The organism is Chitinispirillales bacterium ANBcel5, assembly GCA_029688955.1.
Lineage (GTDB): Bacteria > Fibrobacterota > Chitinivibrionia > Chitinivibrionales > Chitinispirillaceae > Cellulosispirillum > Cellulosispirillum alkaliphilum.
Window position 1 is genome coordinate 114,274 of record JARUKZ010000004.1, and the last position, 18,689, is coordinate 132,962.

Here is an 18,689-nt window from a genome sequence, read left to right on the forward strand (position 1 = left end):
TTCTTTAATCATAGTAAATAATCGGGAGTTACATAGTGAAAATTACATTTCTTGGTACAGGAACATCTCATGGTGTGCCATCTCTTGATTGTATGATACATGATTACTCATTCTGTCCATCAGGCGTCTGTAAGCGCTCACAGACTGACAAAAAACACAGGCGCACCCGTTCCTCACTGTTAATTACATCTCAGAATAAAAATATACTTATTGATATTACCCCTGATTTCAGATACCAGGCTTTGCGTGAGAAGATAAAGAGAATCGATTCCATTCTTTTAACCCACGCACATGCAGACCACATAGGTGGTATTCCCGATATCCGTTCATACACCAGAAACAGGCGACTTTTTATATACGGTTCACAGGAAAGTATTAGGTCCGTAAAAGAAACATTTTCCTACATTTTTAAAAGCGATACTTTCGTCGGGGGTGGAATACCAGATATTGGAACTTGTACGGTACGGGAACCATTTGAACTCCTGGATCTTTCAATACAACCGGTACCAGTGGTGCATGGCCCACTCAAGGGGTGCTTTGGTTACAGAATAGGAGATGTGGGGTATATACCTGATGTGAAAACAATACCCGGTAATTCTATGGATCTGTTAAAGAGTGTAAAGGTACTTATCCTAAACTGCTTGAGAAAGAACAGGACACACTCAACTCACCTTACGCTTTCTGAAAGTATGAAAATAGCAAGAGAGTTGTCTCCTGAAAAGTGCTATTTTATACATATGGCCTGTGATATTGATTATGAGTTTGACACAGAGCTTTTAGAACCGTGGATGCAATTTTCTTATGATGGATTAACTATAAAAATAGATCAATAATTTTTATACAAAACGTTAAACAAGGAATGGAATATGGAGCAGTATAAAAAAGAATTCATTGAATTTATGGTAAGATCTAATGTCCTTACTTTTGGTGATTTTGTTACAAAAAGCGGAAGACGTACTCCATTTTTTATAAATACCGGAAACTACAGTACAGGGGAGCAATTAAATAAACTTGGTCAGTTTTACGCAGAAGCATTAAACAGAAGATTAGGTACCAGCTTTGATGTATTATTTGGCCCTGCGTATAAGGGGATACCTCTTGCAGTTACAACTTCAGTTGCACTATGTTCACATTTTTCACACAATGTATCTTTTTGTTTTAACCGAAAAGAGGCAAAAGATCACGGTGAGGGCGGAACTATAGTTGGTTGTAAACTTAAAGAAAACCTTAAGGTGGTAATTATTGAAGATGTTACCACTGCAGGCACATCAGTAAGGGAATCTATTCCGCTGCTTCAGGCTACAGCTACAGTTAGAGTAAAAGGATTAGTGGTATCCGTTGATAGGATGGAAAAGGGCACCGGAGAGAAAAGCGCGTTATGTGAACTGAAGGATGAGTTTGGTATAGATGCTTTTTCGATTGTAACTCTTGATGAAATCGTTAGTTATCTCTATAAAAGAGAAATAGATGGCATGATTGTGCTGGATGAATCTGTGTATGCTCGAATTGAGGAGTATAGGGCCAAATATGGTGCAAAATGCTAAATAAAATACAGCTTTGGAGTTACTAACTACCCCCTTTTTCTAATTATTATGAAAAATTAGAAAAGGTATGTACTATTTCTTATGTGAGAAGCGTAATGGTTCTTCTGTGAATTCAGGTAAACAGGAATACGATAATGATTATTGCTACTCCAAAGCTTCTCAAGTCTTCTCTGGTTGTTGTTTTTACAACTTTAGTTGCGCTACTGTTTCTTGCCCGCGCAGGAGTATGGCTCCTTGTGTCTGACCAGGTGCCTGCAAGACTGGATACAGTGTTTACTTTTGCCGGAGAAGCGGCGCGGGTGAGATATTCAAGAGAACTTGTAGAGAAAAACGTGAGGGCACATTGGCTTCTTAGCGATTATGAAGATGGGTATGCAAGGTTATTAAAACTGGATGGGTTTACTATGGACAGAGTTACTGCTGTTGATACCTGCACCAACACCTACTCGGAAGTCAGAGCTCTTCAGAGTTTCCTCAATACCAGCACCTGGCTTGGTATACGACAACCTCCAAACCCATTGAAGGTGGGGTTGGTATCCAGTCCTTATCATATGCGCCGAATAAAAATAATGATTGAACGAACCATAAATGACGATTCCATAGAGTTTTATTATCTTCCTGTACCACTTGAGAGGTATAGCCTTGATGCTGAGATGTACAGGGAATGGTGGAGGTATGAGAATGTCGGCTCTACGGTGATACTTGAGCTTATGAAAATATTTTACTTTTGGTTAATATCATAGAACCGAAATTGTTCATAATGCGTTACTTCTTAATAGCTGAGAGGCAATCGGCAAGAAGTGTATCAATATCTACTGAAGCTGTGCCAAGCTCTGCTACTGTTAAACCGGCAGCGTGATTTGCCAAAAGCGCTGCTTCAAGCGGTGTCGCTCCGGATACATATGCTGCACTAAACACACTTATTACCGTATCTCCGGCTCCGGTTACATCAAACACGTTTCTGGCAACAGTTGGAAGATGTGTAAAGGAGCGGCTTTGAGCTTCAAACAATGCCATCCCCCTTTCACTCATTGTTACTAAAAGGTGCTCAAGGGAGAGCTGGTCTAAAATTTTCCACCCAAGCTCTCTGATCTCTTCATCGCTACAGGTCGTCTTCATTGCAATCCCAAGCATCGCATGAGCTTCCTTTAGATTTGGGGTAATGAGCGAGGCGCCGTTGTAGAGATTGAAATGGCGCTCCTTGGGATCAACTGCCAGAAACTTATTGTTTTTTCTACACTGTAAAATAATCTCTTTGATCAGAGCTGGAGAGGTGACCCCTTTACCATAGTCTGAAATGATCACCCCTTTTACGGTATCAATTTTTTTATTGAAACAACTGCTTAAATCCGAGTACTCTTCATCATTGAGATCAGTTGTAATCTCCTGGTCAGCGCGGACTATTTGCTGATGTTTTGCCATAATTCTGGTTTTGGTTGTGGTGGGTCTGAACTTAGAGCATATCAATGAATCAGAACAACATCCCGATTCGCTGATCATCTGCTTTATTTCACTACCTGCTTCATCATCTCCAAGCAAAGAAATAAGCACTGGGTTTATGCCAAGGCTGTTTAGATTCTGTACTACATTTGCAGCACCTCCAAGGCGTGTGGAAGTTGATTCGATTTCAACCACCGGCACGGGTGCTTCAGGAGAGATCCGTCGTACTTCACCCCACATGTATTTATCAAGCATTATGTCGCCAATCACTGCTATTGAGTTATTTTTAAACTCATTAAGGATGTTCTCTAACCGTCTTGTGGAAACAGAGATATCTTTCACGTAGTGAACCTTTCAGAAAATTAGGGATGTCCAGAAAGTGTAAAAGGGTAGAAAGAGCGGGTTTAAAATACTTGAGAGTAGGTTAGATTCCGGTATCAGCCATTCGCCTACCAAAAGTACCATAAAGATCATCGGAAAGTACTTAGAAATAGTGATGTACTGTGGTACGTAGCGCTCTGGCATTAAACCCAGTAAAATTTTTGATCCATCCAGTGGCGGTATAGGTAAAAGATTGAAAAATGCGATGCCTATATTGATCAAAACGCCCAAATTTAGAATGTCGAACACTGCTTGAGCAGAGGATATATTTGGAACAAATGTGTACAATACCCGAATTACGTATCCAATTATCAGAGCCAGTATGATATTTGAGATCGGCCCTGCAGCACTAATCAGAGCAAGATCACACTTTGGATTGCTTAGATTGTGTCCATTAACAGGAACCGGTTTTGCCCACCCGAACGGGCCGAAAAGGAGCATCACGGTTCCAAGCAAATCCAGATGGCTTAGTGGGTTGAGTGTGAGCCTGCCTGCATTTTTAGCAGTGGAGTCACCACATTTGAGTGCAACCCATCCGTGGGCTAATTCATGTATAGTTAGAGCTACTAATATGGCAGGAACTCTATACAGTGTTATATCCATTTCTGACACTATGCCCGATCCTTTTGTGTTTAAGACGAATAGTTTTACGTTCCGGAATAGGAAAAAGTCAGTGGCATTAAAAAATAATGCATTGTGGGGTTAGTATCATACAATCAGATGATGTTTTTTTTACTAATCCCGGAGTACGTTGGTTATAAAGCCGCTTTAAAAAGAAAAAGGTTATCTGTTTTGGTGCCCATTATAGATAATTCCCCCCATTTCTCTATAGTGTTGTAGAACTGCTTTGGCTTCCTCTCTTAACACATCAGCTTTTACCTCTATTCCACGCAGATTGAGTTCATCGATCCACCTAACAGGTTTTGCACCTTCATCAAAGCCCACGCTTCGTGCATCTTCATCCCTGGCACCACACACCAGGCTTTTTATACCAGACCAGGGAATTGCACCAAGGCACATCGCACATGGTGCGGTACTTGAAACAAGCTGACAAGGTGGTAACCCCTTGGCTCCAAGATCAAATGTGCCCATTTTTTTCTGAGCAAGCATCAAAGCTACCATTTCAGCGTGAGTTATCGATAAACCACTGGTGGTAACCAGATTCACTCCAACAGAAATGATCTCATCAGTATCTAAATTAAAAACAGCGGCCGCAAATGGCCCACCACTTTTTGCTTCGATATTTCTGTTTGCAATTTTTAAAACCAGCGCCATTTTCTGCTCAACTGTATTCAATACTTTGCAATCATGGTTTAAAAATGGCTCGATCCACTCGGGGATAGTAATCGTGACCGTAGTGCTTAGCTGGGTATTCATACGTTCTCTCTTTAGGGTTTAAGTGTCCAAAGGTGGTTTGCTGCGTAGCCTTTTTTTCTCCTTTTGTGCACGTTTCTCTTCTCGTCTCTTTTTCTTTGCAGAAAAAGGGGTTTTGGTAGGAATACGTTTTTTTTTCTTTTGTTTAAGGCGGTTTAGTTTTGTCCTTAACCTTTTGATGCAGATACTTTTATTTAAGTGCTGGCTTCGTTCTGCTGTGCAGCGTACGACAATTCCGCTGGGGCGATGAACCAACCGTACCCCGGATTCTGTTTTATTTACGTGCTGTCCGCCTTTTCCGCCGGAGCGAAAGGTAAAAACATCACACTGCTCGAGCAATTTTTCATCACTTGTTGGTATAGTACTATTTTCCATACATTCACTACTATGGCATGAACAGTGCCAAAAAAGAGGTGGTTCACCAGGTTTCAGAGTGGATTTTTTTCACCTGAAGTTCCCGTTTTTGTGTTGTATCTACCTGCTCACCGGGATAACCGATACTTATAATAGAATCTACTCTAATGTTATCTGCAATACTAAGGACCTCTTTTACATAGTATTCTGAAGAGAGTGCAGCGTTATGTTTGCGGTTCCGTATTTGAATCCAGCAGCTTCCAAGTCCTCTGTTTTGTGCCTCCATTTGCAGTAAAATGGCACAAATTGAGCAATCTTCAACCCAAACATCACTTTTGGTTTCATCAGCGCATATCACTACTCCCAAAGCGGCGTCTTTTAAAAATGCTGAACCGTGTTCTTTGCTGTAAGAGAGCTTAAGCAGCTTGGAGCGATCTTCAACAAAGACAAACTCCCAGGGATTTATGTTTCTTGAAGATGGGCAGAGCAGTAAAACTTCTTTTAGGGCTTCTTTTGTTTGCGGCTCTATGGGTTTATCTTGGTAACAGCGGATACTTTTTCTTTTTCGTAACATTTCAAGCATAAGATCTCCTTTTTGCACAGAAGGGGATATGGTGTTTTGAGTAAAATAAATGAAGTTTTAAGGCCAAAAAAATCAATTTGAGAAAAAAAGCGAAAAAGGTATAAAGTTTTTTTTTCAAAGAGTCGATATGTTTAATGTAAGTCAAACGAAGGTTTGCTTTTAAGTGAAGCGAAAATTGAAAGAGAATACGGCAAGGACGCCGGGATAATAACAAATAATAATGTCGAAAAACGCAGCGGCATTATTTAAACAAGGAGGTTCCATATGCGTATCAACAATAACATTCCTTCAATGGTAACTCAGGGTGCGATGTACAGAGTAAATCGTGACATGTCTAAATCCCTTGAGAGATTGTCAACCGGTTTGAGGATTAACCGTGCAAGCGATGATGCCGCTGGACTTGGTGTTTCTGAAAACCTCCGTACACAGGTCAGAGGCACAGCACAGGCCAGACGTAATGCAATGGATGGTATAGCCGCGATTACTGTGGCCGAAGGTGCAGCAAATGAAATCTCTGATATACTTCAGAGAATGCGTGAGTTGGCTGTACAATCATCTAATGATACACTTACCGATACTGAACGTGGTTACACAGACGCAGAGTTTCAAAGCCTTATGAGCGAGATTGATCGTATTGGCGGTGTGACTAATTATAATGGAATGAAATTAATTAGCGATGACACAGGTGCTAATCGGTTTGGTGAAGTGGGAGCTGGAAGCAAACTGTGGATAGATGCAAACGATGATGAAACGGTAGATAGCATCGATATAGAGATTGCCGATCTGACCACCGCTGGGTTGGCGCTTACCGGAGTGGATTTAGGTACACAGGCTGATTCTGTTGCAGCCATAACAGCTTTGGATAGCGCTATAAATGATGTTAATGAGATGCGTTCAAATATGGGAGCCTATATCAATCGTTTGGAGCACGCCATAAACAATCTCACCATTTCAAATACCAACCAACAATCAGCGGAATCTTTGATCAGGGATGTGGATTTTGCCAGCGAAAGCTCACAGTTCACACGCAACCAGATACTCACCCAATCAGGAACATCAATGCTTGCACAGGCAAACATGACTCCTCAAAGCGTCCTTTCTCTTCTGGGCTAAGTATTTTGGGGCAGAAACTTTCTGCCCCTATCTCCTCTTTTGAGCTTATACAATGGTTTTTTGGACAGATTTTATAAGTTTGTTTTGTTTTGTGAAAATCTTATATATATTTAATTTCACATACAACTGTTTTTGTTTCTGGTGCATTTTATACCTTAAACGCATAAAATGCAGGTAGGGCGGTGAACAGGCATATTAAAAACAGTCTTGAGAGATTGAGAGCTTTGATATTATAGTTATTCTGTAGCCAAGAAGAGAGAGACTGTACGTTATAGGTCTAAAGAAGGTAAAATCAAAAGCTTGGCATGGCTCTAAGAGGTAGTGTTTTTATTCTATGCTCCGGTTGTGATAGAGAAAAAAGCTTATCGAAACAAAATAAACGACCGACAAATTCAGGAGAGGGTCAAAAGAATGCTGAAAGGAAGCATAAATCGGATAAAGAATCTCTTGGTGGTGGTATTGGTTCTCGGGGGGGGGACAACGGTCCTGAGTGCAGGATTACCAGGAGAGTATCTGCTTACTTACAGGTGGCGTGATCTAAATAGTCCTCATTCTCCGTTATTTAACCCAGCCATTATATCCGAAGCCAATTATAACTCCCTTCGAGCCGCTATGGCACCAGTGCTTGGTGGTGAATTTATGCTTTGGGAGTTTGGGCTTAATGTTCCGTTGGGTCTTTATCATACCGCTGGTATTACTACCTTGATTGAGGGCAGCGGGTATGCCTACGAAGCTATAACCGATGGTCAGGGAAGGCTTGTGCCAACTGACAATCGGAGCCAAAATACAAACTTTTTCCTGGGCTTAAGCTATGCCTGGCATGTCTGGAACAGGCTCAGTGTGGGTACCAACTTTAATTTTGCTTATCAGTCAAACTTTTCATATGATGCTTTGAGAGGGTTTGGATTAGATCTTGGAGTTACCTACCGGGTTTTAAGACATCCATTCTTCGGGGACCACGTTTTTGGGCTTTCTGCTCAAAACCTTATTGCTCCATCAATGGGACGCTCCTATGTCCCGGATTTCGGTAATACCAGTGAGTATTCAAGAAATCTACGTATCTCTTTATTATCAAACTTTTGGGAAAGCAGGATTGAGCATTCCATGGAATTCAACCTGAAAGATTTTTTTGCTAACACTGAGGTATTCCTGGATGATGTTAAAGAGCTCGACTGGGATCTGAACTGGAGAATGGGATTTTGGGCTTTGAGAATGGCCAAAGCTTACGTCATGTTCGGGTTCGGTGATGATGCTTTAGATTATTGGGGCTTTGCTGTTGGGGCCAATGTTCCAAGTTTTAACTTTGGTCGTGATCTTTCCTTTTTCTACCAGTATAACATTATGACCGAAGATCAAAGCGATGCAACTTCCCACACTATATATGCGAAACTGGATTTTGGGCTGCACCGGGAAGAGCGGTATGCCAGAAGAATGGCACGGCTTGTAAGTATGTCACCCAATGAGCTGTATAACCAGGCTCGTACGCTCTATAATGAGGGTAACTACTGGGATGCTTTTTTCATCTTTAGCCGCATCGAGGTCGAACATCCCGACTTCTTTCGCGATGATTACGTAAAGCTCTACCGATCAAGCTGCCAGGAAAAGATGGACATGAGGAGTAATGCGCTGAAGAATTATGAGAGAGTGAAGAGTGAATACTCTATGAGCTCTATTGTGCCTCCTGCAGATCTTGGGATTATGAGGATTCATTATCGTAATAATAATTTAACAGCAGCAACAAACAGCTTTGTGGAACTGAACAAGCCGGGAGTACCCGATTCAATACGGCATCATGGTAACTACCTGATGGCTCAGATATTTCTGCAACAGGGCGAAATTAATAAAGCTATTCAGTCTTTTTCTATAATCCCGGAAGGACATCCTGATTATCTGTTTGCCCAACATGCTGTTGCGGTTGCGCATGCTCAGGCTGGTAGTGATATGGGACACATTATTGCAGCACTGGAAAACTGTATCAGTATTCCTCCACAGACACCTGAACAGCAGGAAATCGTTAACCGCTCCTATGTTTTTCTGGGATATATTTTCTATGAGGATGATGCACTTGCCAGAGCGGTTGTAGCACTGAGGCAGGTTCCTGAAAACAGTATTTATATAGAAGATGCACTTTTGGGTAAGGCATGGACTGCTCTTAAAGCAGGGCAGGCAGAGGACTGTATCTCCGCTGGTCGGAGACTGGTTCGTCAAACCGATAAACCTGTTCTTGTCTGTGAGGGTAAGCTGGTTCAGGCTTATGGACATCTGCTCAGAGAAAATCACGAAGCCGCATTTGAGCTTCTCAGTGATGCACACGATCTGATTGTGCAAACTGAATTTCCTGACATTAATAAACTAAATGCACGTCAGGATAAATATTATGATGAAAGAGACGAATTCGATGAACTCGCTCAGCGGGTAGAGGACATATCAAACCGGGGGCATACGGCTCTTATGGTGAGTCAGCTTGATAGCATTCATAACAGGTATGATGTGTACCGGGAAGATTTTAGAGATTTTTACCGCTATGAGTCTGAGTTTGGCAGAACTTCATTTTTCTCCAGAAACATATTTTTCGTGAAGGAAGATATAGAATACGCACTTGCAACAGTGCAGAATATCCTGGGCCGTAGTGTGATAGACCGTGAAGAGAGAAGGCAGCAAAGAGAGATCGAAGAAGAGCTAGAGAGGCTCAGACGGGAGCTTCAGGAGGCCGAATAGTGAGCGACTTTTATGAACTTATTAAAAAACGGTACTCTGTAAGAGGGTACCTGAATAAGCAAGTAGAAGAAGAAAAACTAGTAAAAGTTCTGGATGCGGGGCGTAATGCTCCATCTGCCTGTAATATTCAACCATGGTCTTTTATTGTTATCCGTGATGAGCAAGTCAGAAATCAGCTTGGAAAAGTATATAGCAAAGAATGGATTTTAAGTGCACCGCTTGTCATTGCGGTGTGCTGTGACCGAAATAAATCCTGGAAAAGAAGCGACGGCAAAGACTATGGGGATGTGGATGCGGCAATTGCTATGGATCATATTACTCTTGCTGCTGCTGAACTTGGGCTTGGGACCTGTTGGGTCGGTGCGTTCGATCCCGGGGAGGCTTCTAAACTGTTCCAACTTCCTGACCATATAGAACCCGTGCTTCTTACCCCGCTTGGGTATCCTGCTGTACCGTCTTCGCAAAAGAGCAGAAAGGCTCTTGAGGAAGTTGTTCACTGGGATTACTACGGAGGTCAGAAGTAACCTTCTGGCTCTTTTCTAAAAAAAAACGCATTTTTGCCCTCAATATGCTCACTTTTTCAGCAATGTAGTGACAACCCCCCTTCATTTTCGTATTTTCTTCTTCTACTACAAGAAATTAATTACTTAAACTTAAATCTCACAGGTGTGTAATGTATGAGTACTAAAAGTTTACCTTTCAATAAGGAAAAAATCGAAGAAATAGTAAAAGAGTATCCCACACCATTTCACATTTATGATGAAAAAGGGATAAGAGAAAATGCCCGAAAACTACTTAAAACGTTCTCATGGGCACCGGGTTTTACCGAATATTTTGCCGTAAAGGCAAATCCTAACCCCTATATACTTAAACTGTTTGCGCAGGAAGGGGTTGGAGGAGATTGCAGTTCTTATCCTGAGCTTGAGCTCTCAAGACGCGCTGGTATCACAGGTGAAAAGATTATGTTCACATCAAACGATACTCCTTATCAGGAATACCAGGCTGCACGTGAGCTAGACGCCATTATCAATTTGGATGATATTACTCATATCTCCTATCTTGAGCACCATGCTGGTTTGCCTGAAATTGTTTGTTTTCGCTATAACCCCGGCCCTCTTCGTCAGGGTAATGAAATCATTGGTAATCCCCGGGAAGCTAAATATGGATTTACCAGAGATCAGCTTTTTGAGGGGTATAAAATCCTCAGAGATAAAGGTGTAAAGCGTTTTGGCCTTCACGCTATGGTTGCTTCTAATGAGCTTAACGGCAAATACTTTGTTGAAACAGCAGAAATGCTTTATGAGCTGGTCGTGGAGATATCTCAGCAACTCGGTATCAGGTTTGAGTTTGTGAACATTGGCGGGGGAGTTGGTATCCCGTATCGTCCCGAGCAAAAACCGGTTGATTTGGAAGCGGTATCAAAAGGGATTAAAGAGGCTTATGAGCGGATAATCGTTGCAGCAGATCTTGCTCCGCTAAAGCTTTATATGGAGTGTGGACGTATGATGACCGGGCCATATGGTTTTCTTGTTTCAAGGGTACTTCATGAAAAGAAAATCTATAAAGACTATGTGGGCCTTGATGCAACCATGGCTAACCTGATGCGTCCGGGATTGTATGGTGCGTATCATCATATCACTGTACTTGGTAAAGAAAACGCTCCTGCCGAACATCTCTACGATGTAACCGGGTCTCTTTGTGAGAACAATGATAAGTTTGCAATCGATAGAAAACTTCCGGAAACAAAACCCGGTGATTTGGTTGTTATCCATGACACAGGAGCTCATGGGCACGCAATGGGTTTTAATTACAATGGTAAACTACGCTCCGCTGAGCTTCTCTTAAGAGAAGACGGCAGCGTTAAGCAGATCAGACGTGCTGAGACATTGGATGATTATTTTGCCACTCTCGATTTTGAGGGTTTGTCTTCTTTTTAAATAAACGGAGAATTCGGGATGAACGAACTTATTTTAAGGTATGGCTGTAATCCTCATCAGGCCCCGGCCAGGATTTTTTCACCGGATGGAGAACTTCCATTAACGGTGCTCAATGGAACGCCCGGGTATATCAATCTTCTTGATGCACTGAACTCATGGCAGCTTGTAAAGGAACTTCAGGAACAGCTGGGCATGGTCGCAGCTACCTCTTTTAAGCATGTCAGCCCAGCAGGCGCTGCTGTTGCTGTTCCATTAACTAAAGAGCTCAAAAAAGCCTACTTTGTTGATGATATGGAGCTTTCGGACGCGGCTACCGCCTATGCACGGGCCAGAGGGGCTGACAGAGTTTCTTCCTTTGGTGACTGGGCTGCTTTTAGCTCTACTGTAGATAAAAGCGCAGCAATGCTGCTTAAACGTGAAGTAAGTGATGGGGTTATTGCGCCCGACTACGATCCGGAAGCCCTGGAGATTTTAAAAACTAAAAAGGGTGGTAAATTTGCTATACTGCAGATCGATAAAAATTACTCTCCCTCAGGGGCTGAGGTGAGAGATGTCTATGGTATCTGCTTTGAACAAAAAAGAAATGATATTACCTTAGACCGCTCTACACTAGAGAATGTGGTTTCGGAAAATAAGGATTTTCCTGAATCTGCTGTAAGAGACCTTATTCTTGCTCAGGTAACACTTAAATATACCCAGTCAAATTCGGTTTGTTTTGCCTCCGGAGGGCAGGTTATAGGAGTAGGAGCAGGGCAACAGTCCCGGATTCACTGCACCCGTCTGGCTGCTTCCAAGGCAGACAGGTGGTTTTTACGACAGCACAATAAAGTCTTGAATCTGCAGTTTAATGAAAAAATAACCCGTCCGGTACGTGACAATGCAATCGATCAGTACTTTGAAGAAAACCTTACACCTGCAGAGATGTATGTGTTTCAGAGTAATTTTAAATCTGACCCTGAATGGTTTTCTAAGGATGAGAGACGTGAGTGGTTAAATCTAATGGATGGAGTATCGCTTGCTTCAGATGCATTTTTCCCTTTTAGAGACAATATCGATCGTGCACAACAAAGTGGGGTAAAATACATTGCCCAACCCGGTGGATCTGTAAGGGATGATGCTGTAATTGAAGCCTGTAATGAGTATGGGATGTCTATGGCTTTCTCATCTGTAAGATTATTTCATCACTGAAATAAGTAAAAGGTTGTTTTTGTTACATATTCAAGAGCTTTTTGAATCTAACCAAAAGGTAACATTGGCAGAGGTATAAATGTCTAAAAAGAGAACAGCAATTACTCCGACTAGGCAGGAAGATTATCCTGAATGGTATCAGCAGGTTGTTAAGGCATCTGATCTGGCTGAAAATTCACCGGTCCGGGGATGTATGGTAATAAAGCCCTGGGGGTATGCTCTGTGGGAAAATATTCAGCGTGTATTAGATGGTATGTTTAAGGCTACCGGTCATAAGAATGCCTATTTCCCTCTGTTTATTCCCAAAAGTTTTCTCGAAAAAGAGGCACAGCATGTTGAAGGGTTTGCAAAGGAGTGTGCTGTTGTTACTCATCACAGGCTCGAGGCCGGCGCTGAAGGTAAACTTGTTCCCGCCGGCGAGCTGGAAGAACCCCTCATTGTACGACCTACTTCAGAGACCATTATAGGTGCTATGTTTTCAAAGTGGGTGCAGTCTTACCGCGATCTGCCACTGCTTATTAATCAGTGGGCAAATGTGGTGCGGTGGGAGATGAGGACTCGAATGTTTCTGCGTACCGCCGAATTTCTATGGCAGGAGGGGCATACCGTTCATGCCACAGCACAAGAGGCGCAGCAGGAAACCATGAAAATGCTACGGGTCTATGCCGATTTCGCGGAAAACTACATGGCCATGCCGGTCATTCAGGGTGAAAAAACCGAAAGTGAGCGCTTCCCTGGCGCCGATACTACCTATTGTATCGAAGCAATGATGCAGGACCGTAAAGCGCTTCAGGCCGGTACATCGCACTTTCTTGGCCAGAACTTTTCTAAGGCTTCAGAGATTAAATTCCAGAATGATGCGGGGGTTGAGGAGTTTGCATGGACTACATCATGGGGAGTATCAACACGACTGGTGGGCGGACTCATTATGACCCACGGTGATGATGATGGCTTAATGATACCTCCTAAACTTGCTCCTTCACACATTGTAATAATACCCGTTATACATGGTGATGACACTGCTTCTGAGGTGATGGAGTACTGTCAAAGTTTGGCTTCCCAACTCAGGGACAAGCAGTACGATAAACGGGCGGTTGAAGTGGAAGTAGACACCCGGGATATGCGGGGGGGAGATAAGGTTTGGTCATGGATAAAAAAAGGCGCGCCCGTTTATCTTGAAATCGGTCCCCGGGATATCGCATCTGATTCGGTTTTTGTGGGAAGAAGGGATAAGAGCCGTAAAGAGCGCTATAGTCAGCCACGGGCAGAGTTTGTGGCTAAGGTCGCAGAACTGCTTGATGACATTCAAAACTCTATGTTTGAGAAGGCCAAAAAATTCCGTGACAGCAATATTGTAACTATCGATACCAAAGATGACTTTTATAACTTCTTCACTCCAAAGAACAAAAACAAGCCCGAAATTCACGGTGGGTTTGCAATGGCACACTGGAATGGCTCTAAAGAGGTGGAGGAGAAGATTAAAAATGATCTCAATGTAACAATACGCTGTATACCGCTTGATGCAAATGAAGAACAAGGTAAGTGTATTATCACGGGTGAGCTTTCCAAAAGAAGAGTGGTATTTGGAAAATCCTATTAAAAGTGTTTGCTTTTCAGCACCGGGGAATGCTGCTGTGTGCAGTCATAACCGGTGCACCTCTTTTTTTTCATACCCACTTCATCTAATACGTATCAAACATAACCATATGAAAACAGCCACGGTTTGGGTCGGTGATATCTTTTGATTGCTGAGCTTAATGATTAGTGTGCCGGGACTGAAAAAAGCAAAAAAAAGGGAATGACAATGAAATACTGCTGGACAACTGTTTATGTGAGAGACCTTGACCAGTCAATTAAGTTTTATAAGGAGATTATCGGACTAAAACTTAACAGGCGGGCCAATGTAACGGATACAAGAGAGCTGGCGTTTCTTGGTGAAGGTGAGACACAGATTGAGCTGATATGTGATAAGAGTGTCGGGGAGCCCCAGATCGGCTCAGGGATTTCGCTTGGTTTTGTTACCGAATCGTTGGAAGAGATGATTACGTTTCTGGGTGAAAAGGGTATAGATGTCCACTCGGGGCCTAAACAGCCTAACCCCACCATTCGCTTTTTTTATGTGCTGGATCCAAACGGGGTAAAAATACAGTTTGTGGAGTTTGTTAAGGCTAAATAGCTTGCCTTGAAACCATTCGCTCTTTGGGGTTTACATAAATAATTCAAAGCAACAGTACTTAACTTTGATTATAATAAGAGGTAAAAGTGAAGTCGCTGGCAACCGGTATTGCAGTAAATGTATGGGGATGGGGCGGGACTCTCTGCTAATCAGTTTCAGGGAACTGTAAATAGTTGAAACTGCGAAAGAACTTCGGGTTTTCGCAGTTTCTCTCAGGGCTGTAATGTTTTTATACTTTCCATAGTACTCCAAAGGTAAGAGCTCCTCTGTATCTGCCCAGATAGGCATTTTCCACATACACTGCAAAGTTGTCTCTGATAAAGTAGTTTGTTCCCTGAATCGATGCTATACGGAATCTACTGAGGTTGTACCATCCGGGCTGTATAATATCAAAGCCCAGACCGATACCAAGATAGACATCAAAGTTTTCGAGCCACTCAAATGGTTCACTTACATTTTTGAAGCCCAGATGTGTAGTACCAAGGGCTGCCACCGAAACACCTAAGCTGTTTGCACCGTAATCGAGATAGGTGGTAACATTACCCCTTCCTGCTACACCAAAGGACAGTGGCACGCTTTCTCCTATTCGGATTTCATTAAAGATAAATTCCATCCCGGGATTAAGCGTAAGACCTACCGTTCCCCACCAGGGGCTTATACCGATTGCAGCATTATAGGTGCGGTCTCCTGTTTCAAGGTGTGGATCCCAGTCTTCAAAGGCATTGTCCTGTGATAGTGCGATTCCAAAAAGGAGGAAAAGTAGTGAGATCACCCTGATCGTTGTTTGCTTTTGTGATTTCATAACTAAAACTCCGGTTTTAAGTATCTAATTCTTACAAACATAGTGAACTTCAAAAACCGTACCTGTTTAGATGTCCACGGCTTACCTGTCTACCTCTTTTTGAAGATGAATCTTACCTTCACAACCCACTTTTGTATTGCCCCATTCCATAAACTATCTTTAAAAGAGCTTATCAACTGCTCCAGTGCAGAAGCGTAATTAATCAGTGGATCAGAACATCCTCGAGGGATGATTCGGGCCTTCACGGCAGCGGTAGCGACCGCGGGACCACGCTTTCATTAATCATGATCGCCGGCTCCTTACAGCCCGATTCAACAGAAAGAGCAGGATCAGTATGAACCCTGAACAACGCGCATTACAAGCCCGACGAATTACCCTCCTTGGTTCTCTTTTTAATCTTTTTCTTGCAGCTCTGAAATTTTTTGCCGGTGTTTTGGGACAGAGTCAGGCGATGATCGCCGATGCGCTTCATTCCCTTTCAGATCTAATTACCGATATAGTTGTTTTGATTGGGATCAGGCTGGCCAAAAAGCCAACCGATAAGTGTCATCACTGGGGACACGGGAAATTTGAGACATTAAGCACCGTTATTATCGGAATTGCTTTAGGCTATGCTGCTATAAGCATTGGTATTTCCGGTACGGGACAGCTTGTTACTGTTATAAGAGAGGGGCAGTTACCTGTTCGGCCCGGCAGAATAGCATTTTTGATAGCAGTAGTGTCCATTGCAGCTAAAGAAGCACTGTATCACAGTACAGTTGCGGTTGGTAAAAGGATCGGTAGCAGTTCGGTTGTGGCCAACGCGGTGCATCACCGCTCGGATGCCTTTTCCTCCATCGGTACCGCTCTTGGGGTTGGGGCTGCGTCCTTTTTTGGTAGCTGGTGGACTGTTCTGGATCCTGCAGCAGCAGTTCTGGTAAGTGCCTTTATTTTAAAAACTGCATTGGGGATTTTAAAAAACAGTATCAGCGAACTGCTTGAAAAATCACTTCCCGAAAGTAATATTCGTGAAATAGAATCTATTGCGTGCAGTGTTGAAGGTGTAAGTAATCCGCACAATATCCGGGCACGTATGGTAGGCCCTTCACCGGTGATAGAACTTCACATCCGGGTCGCCTCTGATATGGATGTGTATCATGCCCATGAGATTTCAAGCGCGCTTGAAGCGCGTTTGCGTGAACGGTTCGGTGAATATACGTTTATAACGGTACACATTGAACCGGATTAGTTGATAGTCCCGCATCTTTTTGCTTAAGGAATGATTTTTATGAGGCTAAAGGCGATGGATTGGGTCACCCCCCCCCCTGGCCTCCGTAGCAGTAGCTACTGCGGAGGGGAGCCGGGCGTCAATGATGAAAGCGTGTAAAGATCCGTTTGGGGGGACCCTTGGGCTATAATCGCGGGAAGAAAGGGAAACTTGAATTTGGCCTAAATCTCTTTCATAGACTCTGAAAGTGCGTTTCCCTTTTCTTTCCCTGTCTCGCTGTAATCACAAGTAAGTAAAAGTATTAATAGCTGTACACACCCCGGTTTAAACCGTCTCTGATAGCCGATATGATTTTTGAGCTCCTGATAGTGGCTGAGGTATACCCCTGCACTTCTGTGGTAACGATATTTTCCGGTTGATAGAGATCACTGAGGTGTTCATCAAGCGGCTTGCCAACAAGGTAGTCAAGGGATTCAAGATACATTGAAACTACTGATCTGTACGGTTCCTGATCTGTTTCGATATGGTAGTCATCGTCCCGTCTGAGATGCCTGAATTCGGCAGCTGTTACAATCCCATCATTGAGGGTAAACTCTACATTCACCTGAATTACATCCCGGTCGATAAAAACACCACGGTATATTCCATCCTCGTAATTTGTATCGGTAGTCTCATTTTCACTGCGTGTTTCACATGAGGATAAAACCAAAAGTACACAGCCTAAGAGAGTTAAAGAACTAAAGTGACGTATCATTTTTTTCCCCTCTGTTTTTAATGTTTGGTTATAAATTATTGGGAACTGATATAAATATATAATTTTAAACGAAAGAATCAATCTGTTTAAAGGCAACAACGCTGATAAGTCCCGCACATAGCATATTCGTTGATGCTATCGAGATTTGTGGGAAAAAGGATTTTTATGGGGCTAAAGGCGATAGACTGGGTCACCCCCGGGCGTCAATGATGAAAGCGTGTAAAGATCCGTTTGGGGGGACCCTTGGGCTATAATCGCGGGAATGGGAAATGGAATAATATTCCTGCTATATATTTATATCTTTTAGGATCTTCCATAGTATTAACGTACACGAGAAAAAAACGATCGTTTGGTCTTGATCGCCCCTCTTAAGCGCTGAAAGCGCGCAATTTAATAGCCCGGGGTAAGCCAGTCTTCCGGCGCAGCCCGCCTCCTACGCTTTTAGCTACGGAGGCCAGGCGACAACATAATAACTAATGACCAAGTACTAATTACAGATTAGGAAACAACAATTTTTCCTTTTTCCTGATCAACGCTCAAAGATCCCTTAGAAATGAAAATCAGAACCCTTTTTTTCGTTCCTTAGTCACTTAGAAATGAAAATTACAACTCTTTTTTTGATTTTTACTTCACAATGTTAAGTAAATTGGACTCTGTTTTTGATTGCTAAGTCACTTAGAAGTCAAAATTAGAACCCTTTTTTTCATTACTAAGTCGCTTAGGAGCCTCATTAGAACCCTTTTTTTCATTGCTAAGTCGCTTAGGAGCCTCATTAGAACCCTTTTTTTCATTTCTAAGTCACTTAGGAGCCTCATTAGAACCCTTTTTTTCATTTCTAAGTCACTTAGGAGCCTCATTAGAACCCTTTTTTTCATTTCTAAGTCACTTAGGAGCCTCATTAGAACCCTTTTTTTCATTCCTAAGTCACTTAGGAGCCAAAAACAGAACCCTTTTTATGAGTACTTATTCGCTTTTAAGGCCAACTGAACAGTCTTTTGACCAAAAACGCCACAAATTCGGGTAGTTTATAGTTACCGGGGATAGACTTGGAAAAAAGAGGAGAGCATGATTAGTAGTTACTAATTACCAATGACCAATTACTAATCAAAGGAAATAGG

19 protein-coding genes are annotated in these 18,689 nt (G+C 42.6%); 11 read left to right on the top strand and 8 right to left on the bottom strand.

Annotation, left to right across the window (positions count from 1 at the left end; genetic code table 11):
• The first annotated feature begins 35 nt into the window (after positions 1–35).
• The 3 genes from QA601_03465 (at position 36) to QA601_03475 (ending at position 2,287) form a co-directional block, all read left to right on the top strand.
• The gene (locus tag QA601_03465) at positions 36–833 is read left to right on the top strand and encodes an MBL fold metallo-hydrolase (GenBank protein MDG5814122.1); all 798 of its coding nucleotides are present in this window, start codon (positions 36–38) and stop codon (positions 831–833) included.
• A gap of 33 nt (positions 834–866) precedes the next feature.
• Positions 867–1,544: an orotate phosphoribosyltransferase gene (gene pyrE, locus QA601_03470; protein ID MDG5814123.1), complete on the top strand. Its 678-nt coding sequence runs from the start codon at positions 867–869 to the stop codon at positions 1,542–1,544.
• 134 nt (positions 1,545–1,678) lie between these two features.
• Complete coding sequence (locus QA601_03475) at positions 1,679–2,287, top strand: ElyC/SanA/YdcF family protein (GenBank protein MDG5814124.1); 609 nt, start codon at positions 1,679–1,681, stop codon at positions 2,285–2,287.
• A 22-nt stretch (positions 2,288–2,309) separates the two neighbouring features.
• Here QA601_03475 and rfaE1 read toward each other — a convergent pair whose 3' ends face one another.
• The 5 genes from rfaE1 to QA601_03500 form a co-directional block, all read right to left on the bottom strand.
• The gene (gene rfaE1, locus QA601_03480) at positions 2,310–3,326 is read right to left on the bottom strand and encodes a D-glycero-beta-D-manno-heptose-7-phosphate kinase (GenBank protein MDG5814125.1); all 1,017 of its coding nucleotides are present in this window, start codon (positions 3,324–3,326) and stop codon (positions 2,310–2,312) included.
• 12 nt (positions 3,327–3,338) lie between these two features.
• Positions 3,339–3,968, bottom strand: a complete 630-nt coding sequence (locus tag QA601_03485) for a site-2 protease family protein (protein ID MDG5814126.1) — start codon at positions 3,966–3,968, stop codon at positions 3,339–3,341.
• Positions 3,969–4,148: 180 nt separating this feature from the next.
• Entirely contained in the window at positions 4,149–4,742 is a 594-nt protein-coding gene (locus QA601_03490; GenBank protein ID MDG5814127.1) for a nucleoside deaminase, read from the bottom strand.
• Between the two features lie 18 nt (positions 4,743–4,760).
• Positions 4,761–5,114, bottom strand: coding sequence for a peptide chain release factor-like protein (locus tag QA601_03495; protein MDG5814128.1), 354 nt, complete (start codon positions 5,112–5,114; stop codon positions 4,761–4,763).
• Between the two features lie 43 nt (positions 5,115–5,157).
• Positions 5,158–5,676 (bottom strand): nitroreductase family protein, encoded by a 519-nt coding sequence (locus tag QA601_03500; GenBank protein ID MDG5814129.1) that lies wholly within the window; start codon positions 5,674–5,676, stop codon positions 5,158–5,160.
• A gap of 264 nt (positions 5,677–5,940) precedes the next feature.
• Between QA601_03500 and QA601_03505 the strand changes: the two genes are divergently transcribed.
• From QA601_03505 to QA601_03535, 7 genes are all read left to right on the top strand, one after another.
• Positions 5,941–6,789 carry a flagellin gene (locus QA601_03505; protein MDG5814130.1) on the top strand — a complete coding sequence of 283 codons (849 nt, stop codon included), beginning with the start codon at positions 5,941–5,943 and terminating at the stop codon, positions 6,787–6,789.
• A 411-nt stretch (positions 6,790–7,200) separates the two neighbouring features.
• Positions 7,201–9,507: a tetratricopeptide repeat protein gene (locus QA601_03510; protein MDG5814131.1), complete on the top strand. Its 2,307-nt coding sequence runs from the start codon at positions 7,201–7,203 to the stop codon at positions 9,505–9,507.
• Entirely contained in the window at positions 9,507–10,031 is a 525-nt protein-coding gene (locus QA601_03515; protein ID MDG5814132.1) for a nitroreductase family protein, read from the top strand. Before QA601_03510 ends, QA601_03515 begins: the two co-directional genes overlap by 1 nt.
• Positions 10,032–10,184: 153 nt before the next feature.
• The gene (locus QA601_03520; protein ID MDG5814133.1) at positions 10,185–11,444 is read left to right on the top strand and encodes a diaminopimelate decarboxylase; all 1,260 of its coding nucleotides are present in this window, start codon (positions 10,185–10,187) and stop codon (positions 11,442–11,444) included.
• A gap of 18 nt (positions 11,445–11,462) precedes the next feature.
• Positions 11,463–12,632 (top strand): phosphoribosylaminoimidazolecarboxamide formyltransferase, encoded by a 1,170-nt coding sequence (locus QA601_03525; protein MDG5814134.1) that lies wholly within the window; start codon positions 11,463–11,465, stop codon positions 12,630–12,632.
• A gap of 79 nt (positions 12,633–12,711) precedes the next feature.
• A complete protein-coding gene (gene proS, locus QA601_03530) occupies positions 12,712–14,232 on the top strand; it encodes a proline--tRNA ligase (protein MDG5814135.1) in 1,521 nt (506 codons plus the stop codon).
• A 204-nt stretch (positions 14,233–14,436) separates the two neighbouring features.
• Positions 14,437–14,808: a VOC family protein gene (locus QA601_03535; GenBank protein MDG5814136.1), complete on the top strand. Its 372-nt coding sequence runs from the start codon at positions 14,437–14,439 to the stop codon at positions 14,806–14,808.
• Positions 14,809–15,037: 229 nt separating this feature from the next.
• On the opposite strand, the gene QA601_03540 is transcribed toward QA601_03535, so the two are convergent.
• Complete coding sequence (locus QA601_03540; protein MDG5814137.1) at positions 15,038–15,610, bottom strand: hypothetical protein; 573 nt, start codon at positions 15,608–15,610, stop codon at positions 15,038–15,040.
• Positions 15,611–15,944: 334 nt separating this feature from the next.
• Here QA601_03540 and QA601_03545 point away from each other — a divergent pair, with 334 nt between their 5' ends.
• Positions 15,945–16,838, top strand: coding sequence for a cation diffusion facilitator family transporter (locus QA601_03545; GenBank protein MDG5814138.1), 894 nt, complete (start codon positions 15,945–15,947; stop codon positions 16,836–16,838).
• 280 nt (positions 16,839–17,118) lie between these two features.
• On the opposite strand, the gene QA601_03550 is transcribed toward QA601_03545, so the two are convergent.
• Both QA601_03550 and QA601_03555 read right to left on the bottom strand, forming a co-directional pair.
• Entirely contained in the window at positions 17,119–17,571 is a 453-nt protein-coding gene (locus QA601_03550; GenBank protein ID MDG5814139.1) for a hypothetical protein, read from the bottom strand.
• Positions 17,572–18,242: 671 nt separating this feature from the next.
• Positions 18,243–18,488 (bottom strand): hypothetical protein, encoded by a 246-nt coding sequence (locus tag QA601_03555; protein ID MDG5814140.1) that lies wholly within the window; start codon positions 18,486–18,488, stop codon positions 18,243–18,245.
• Positions 18,489–18,689 lie beyond the last annotated feature (201 nt).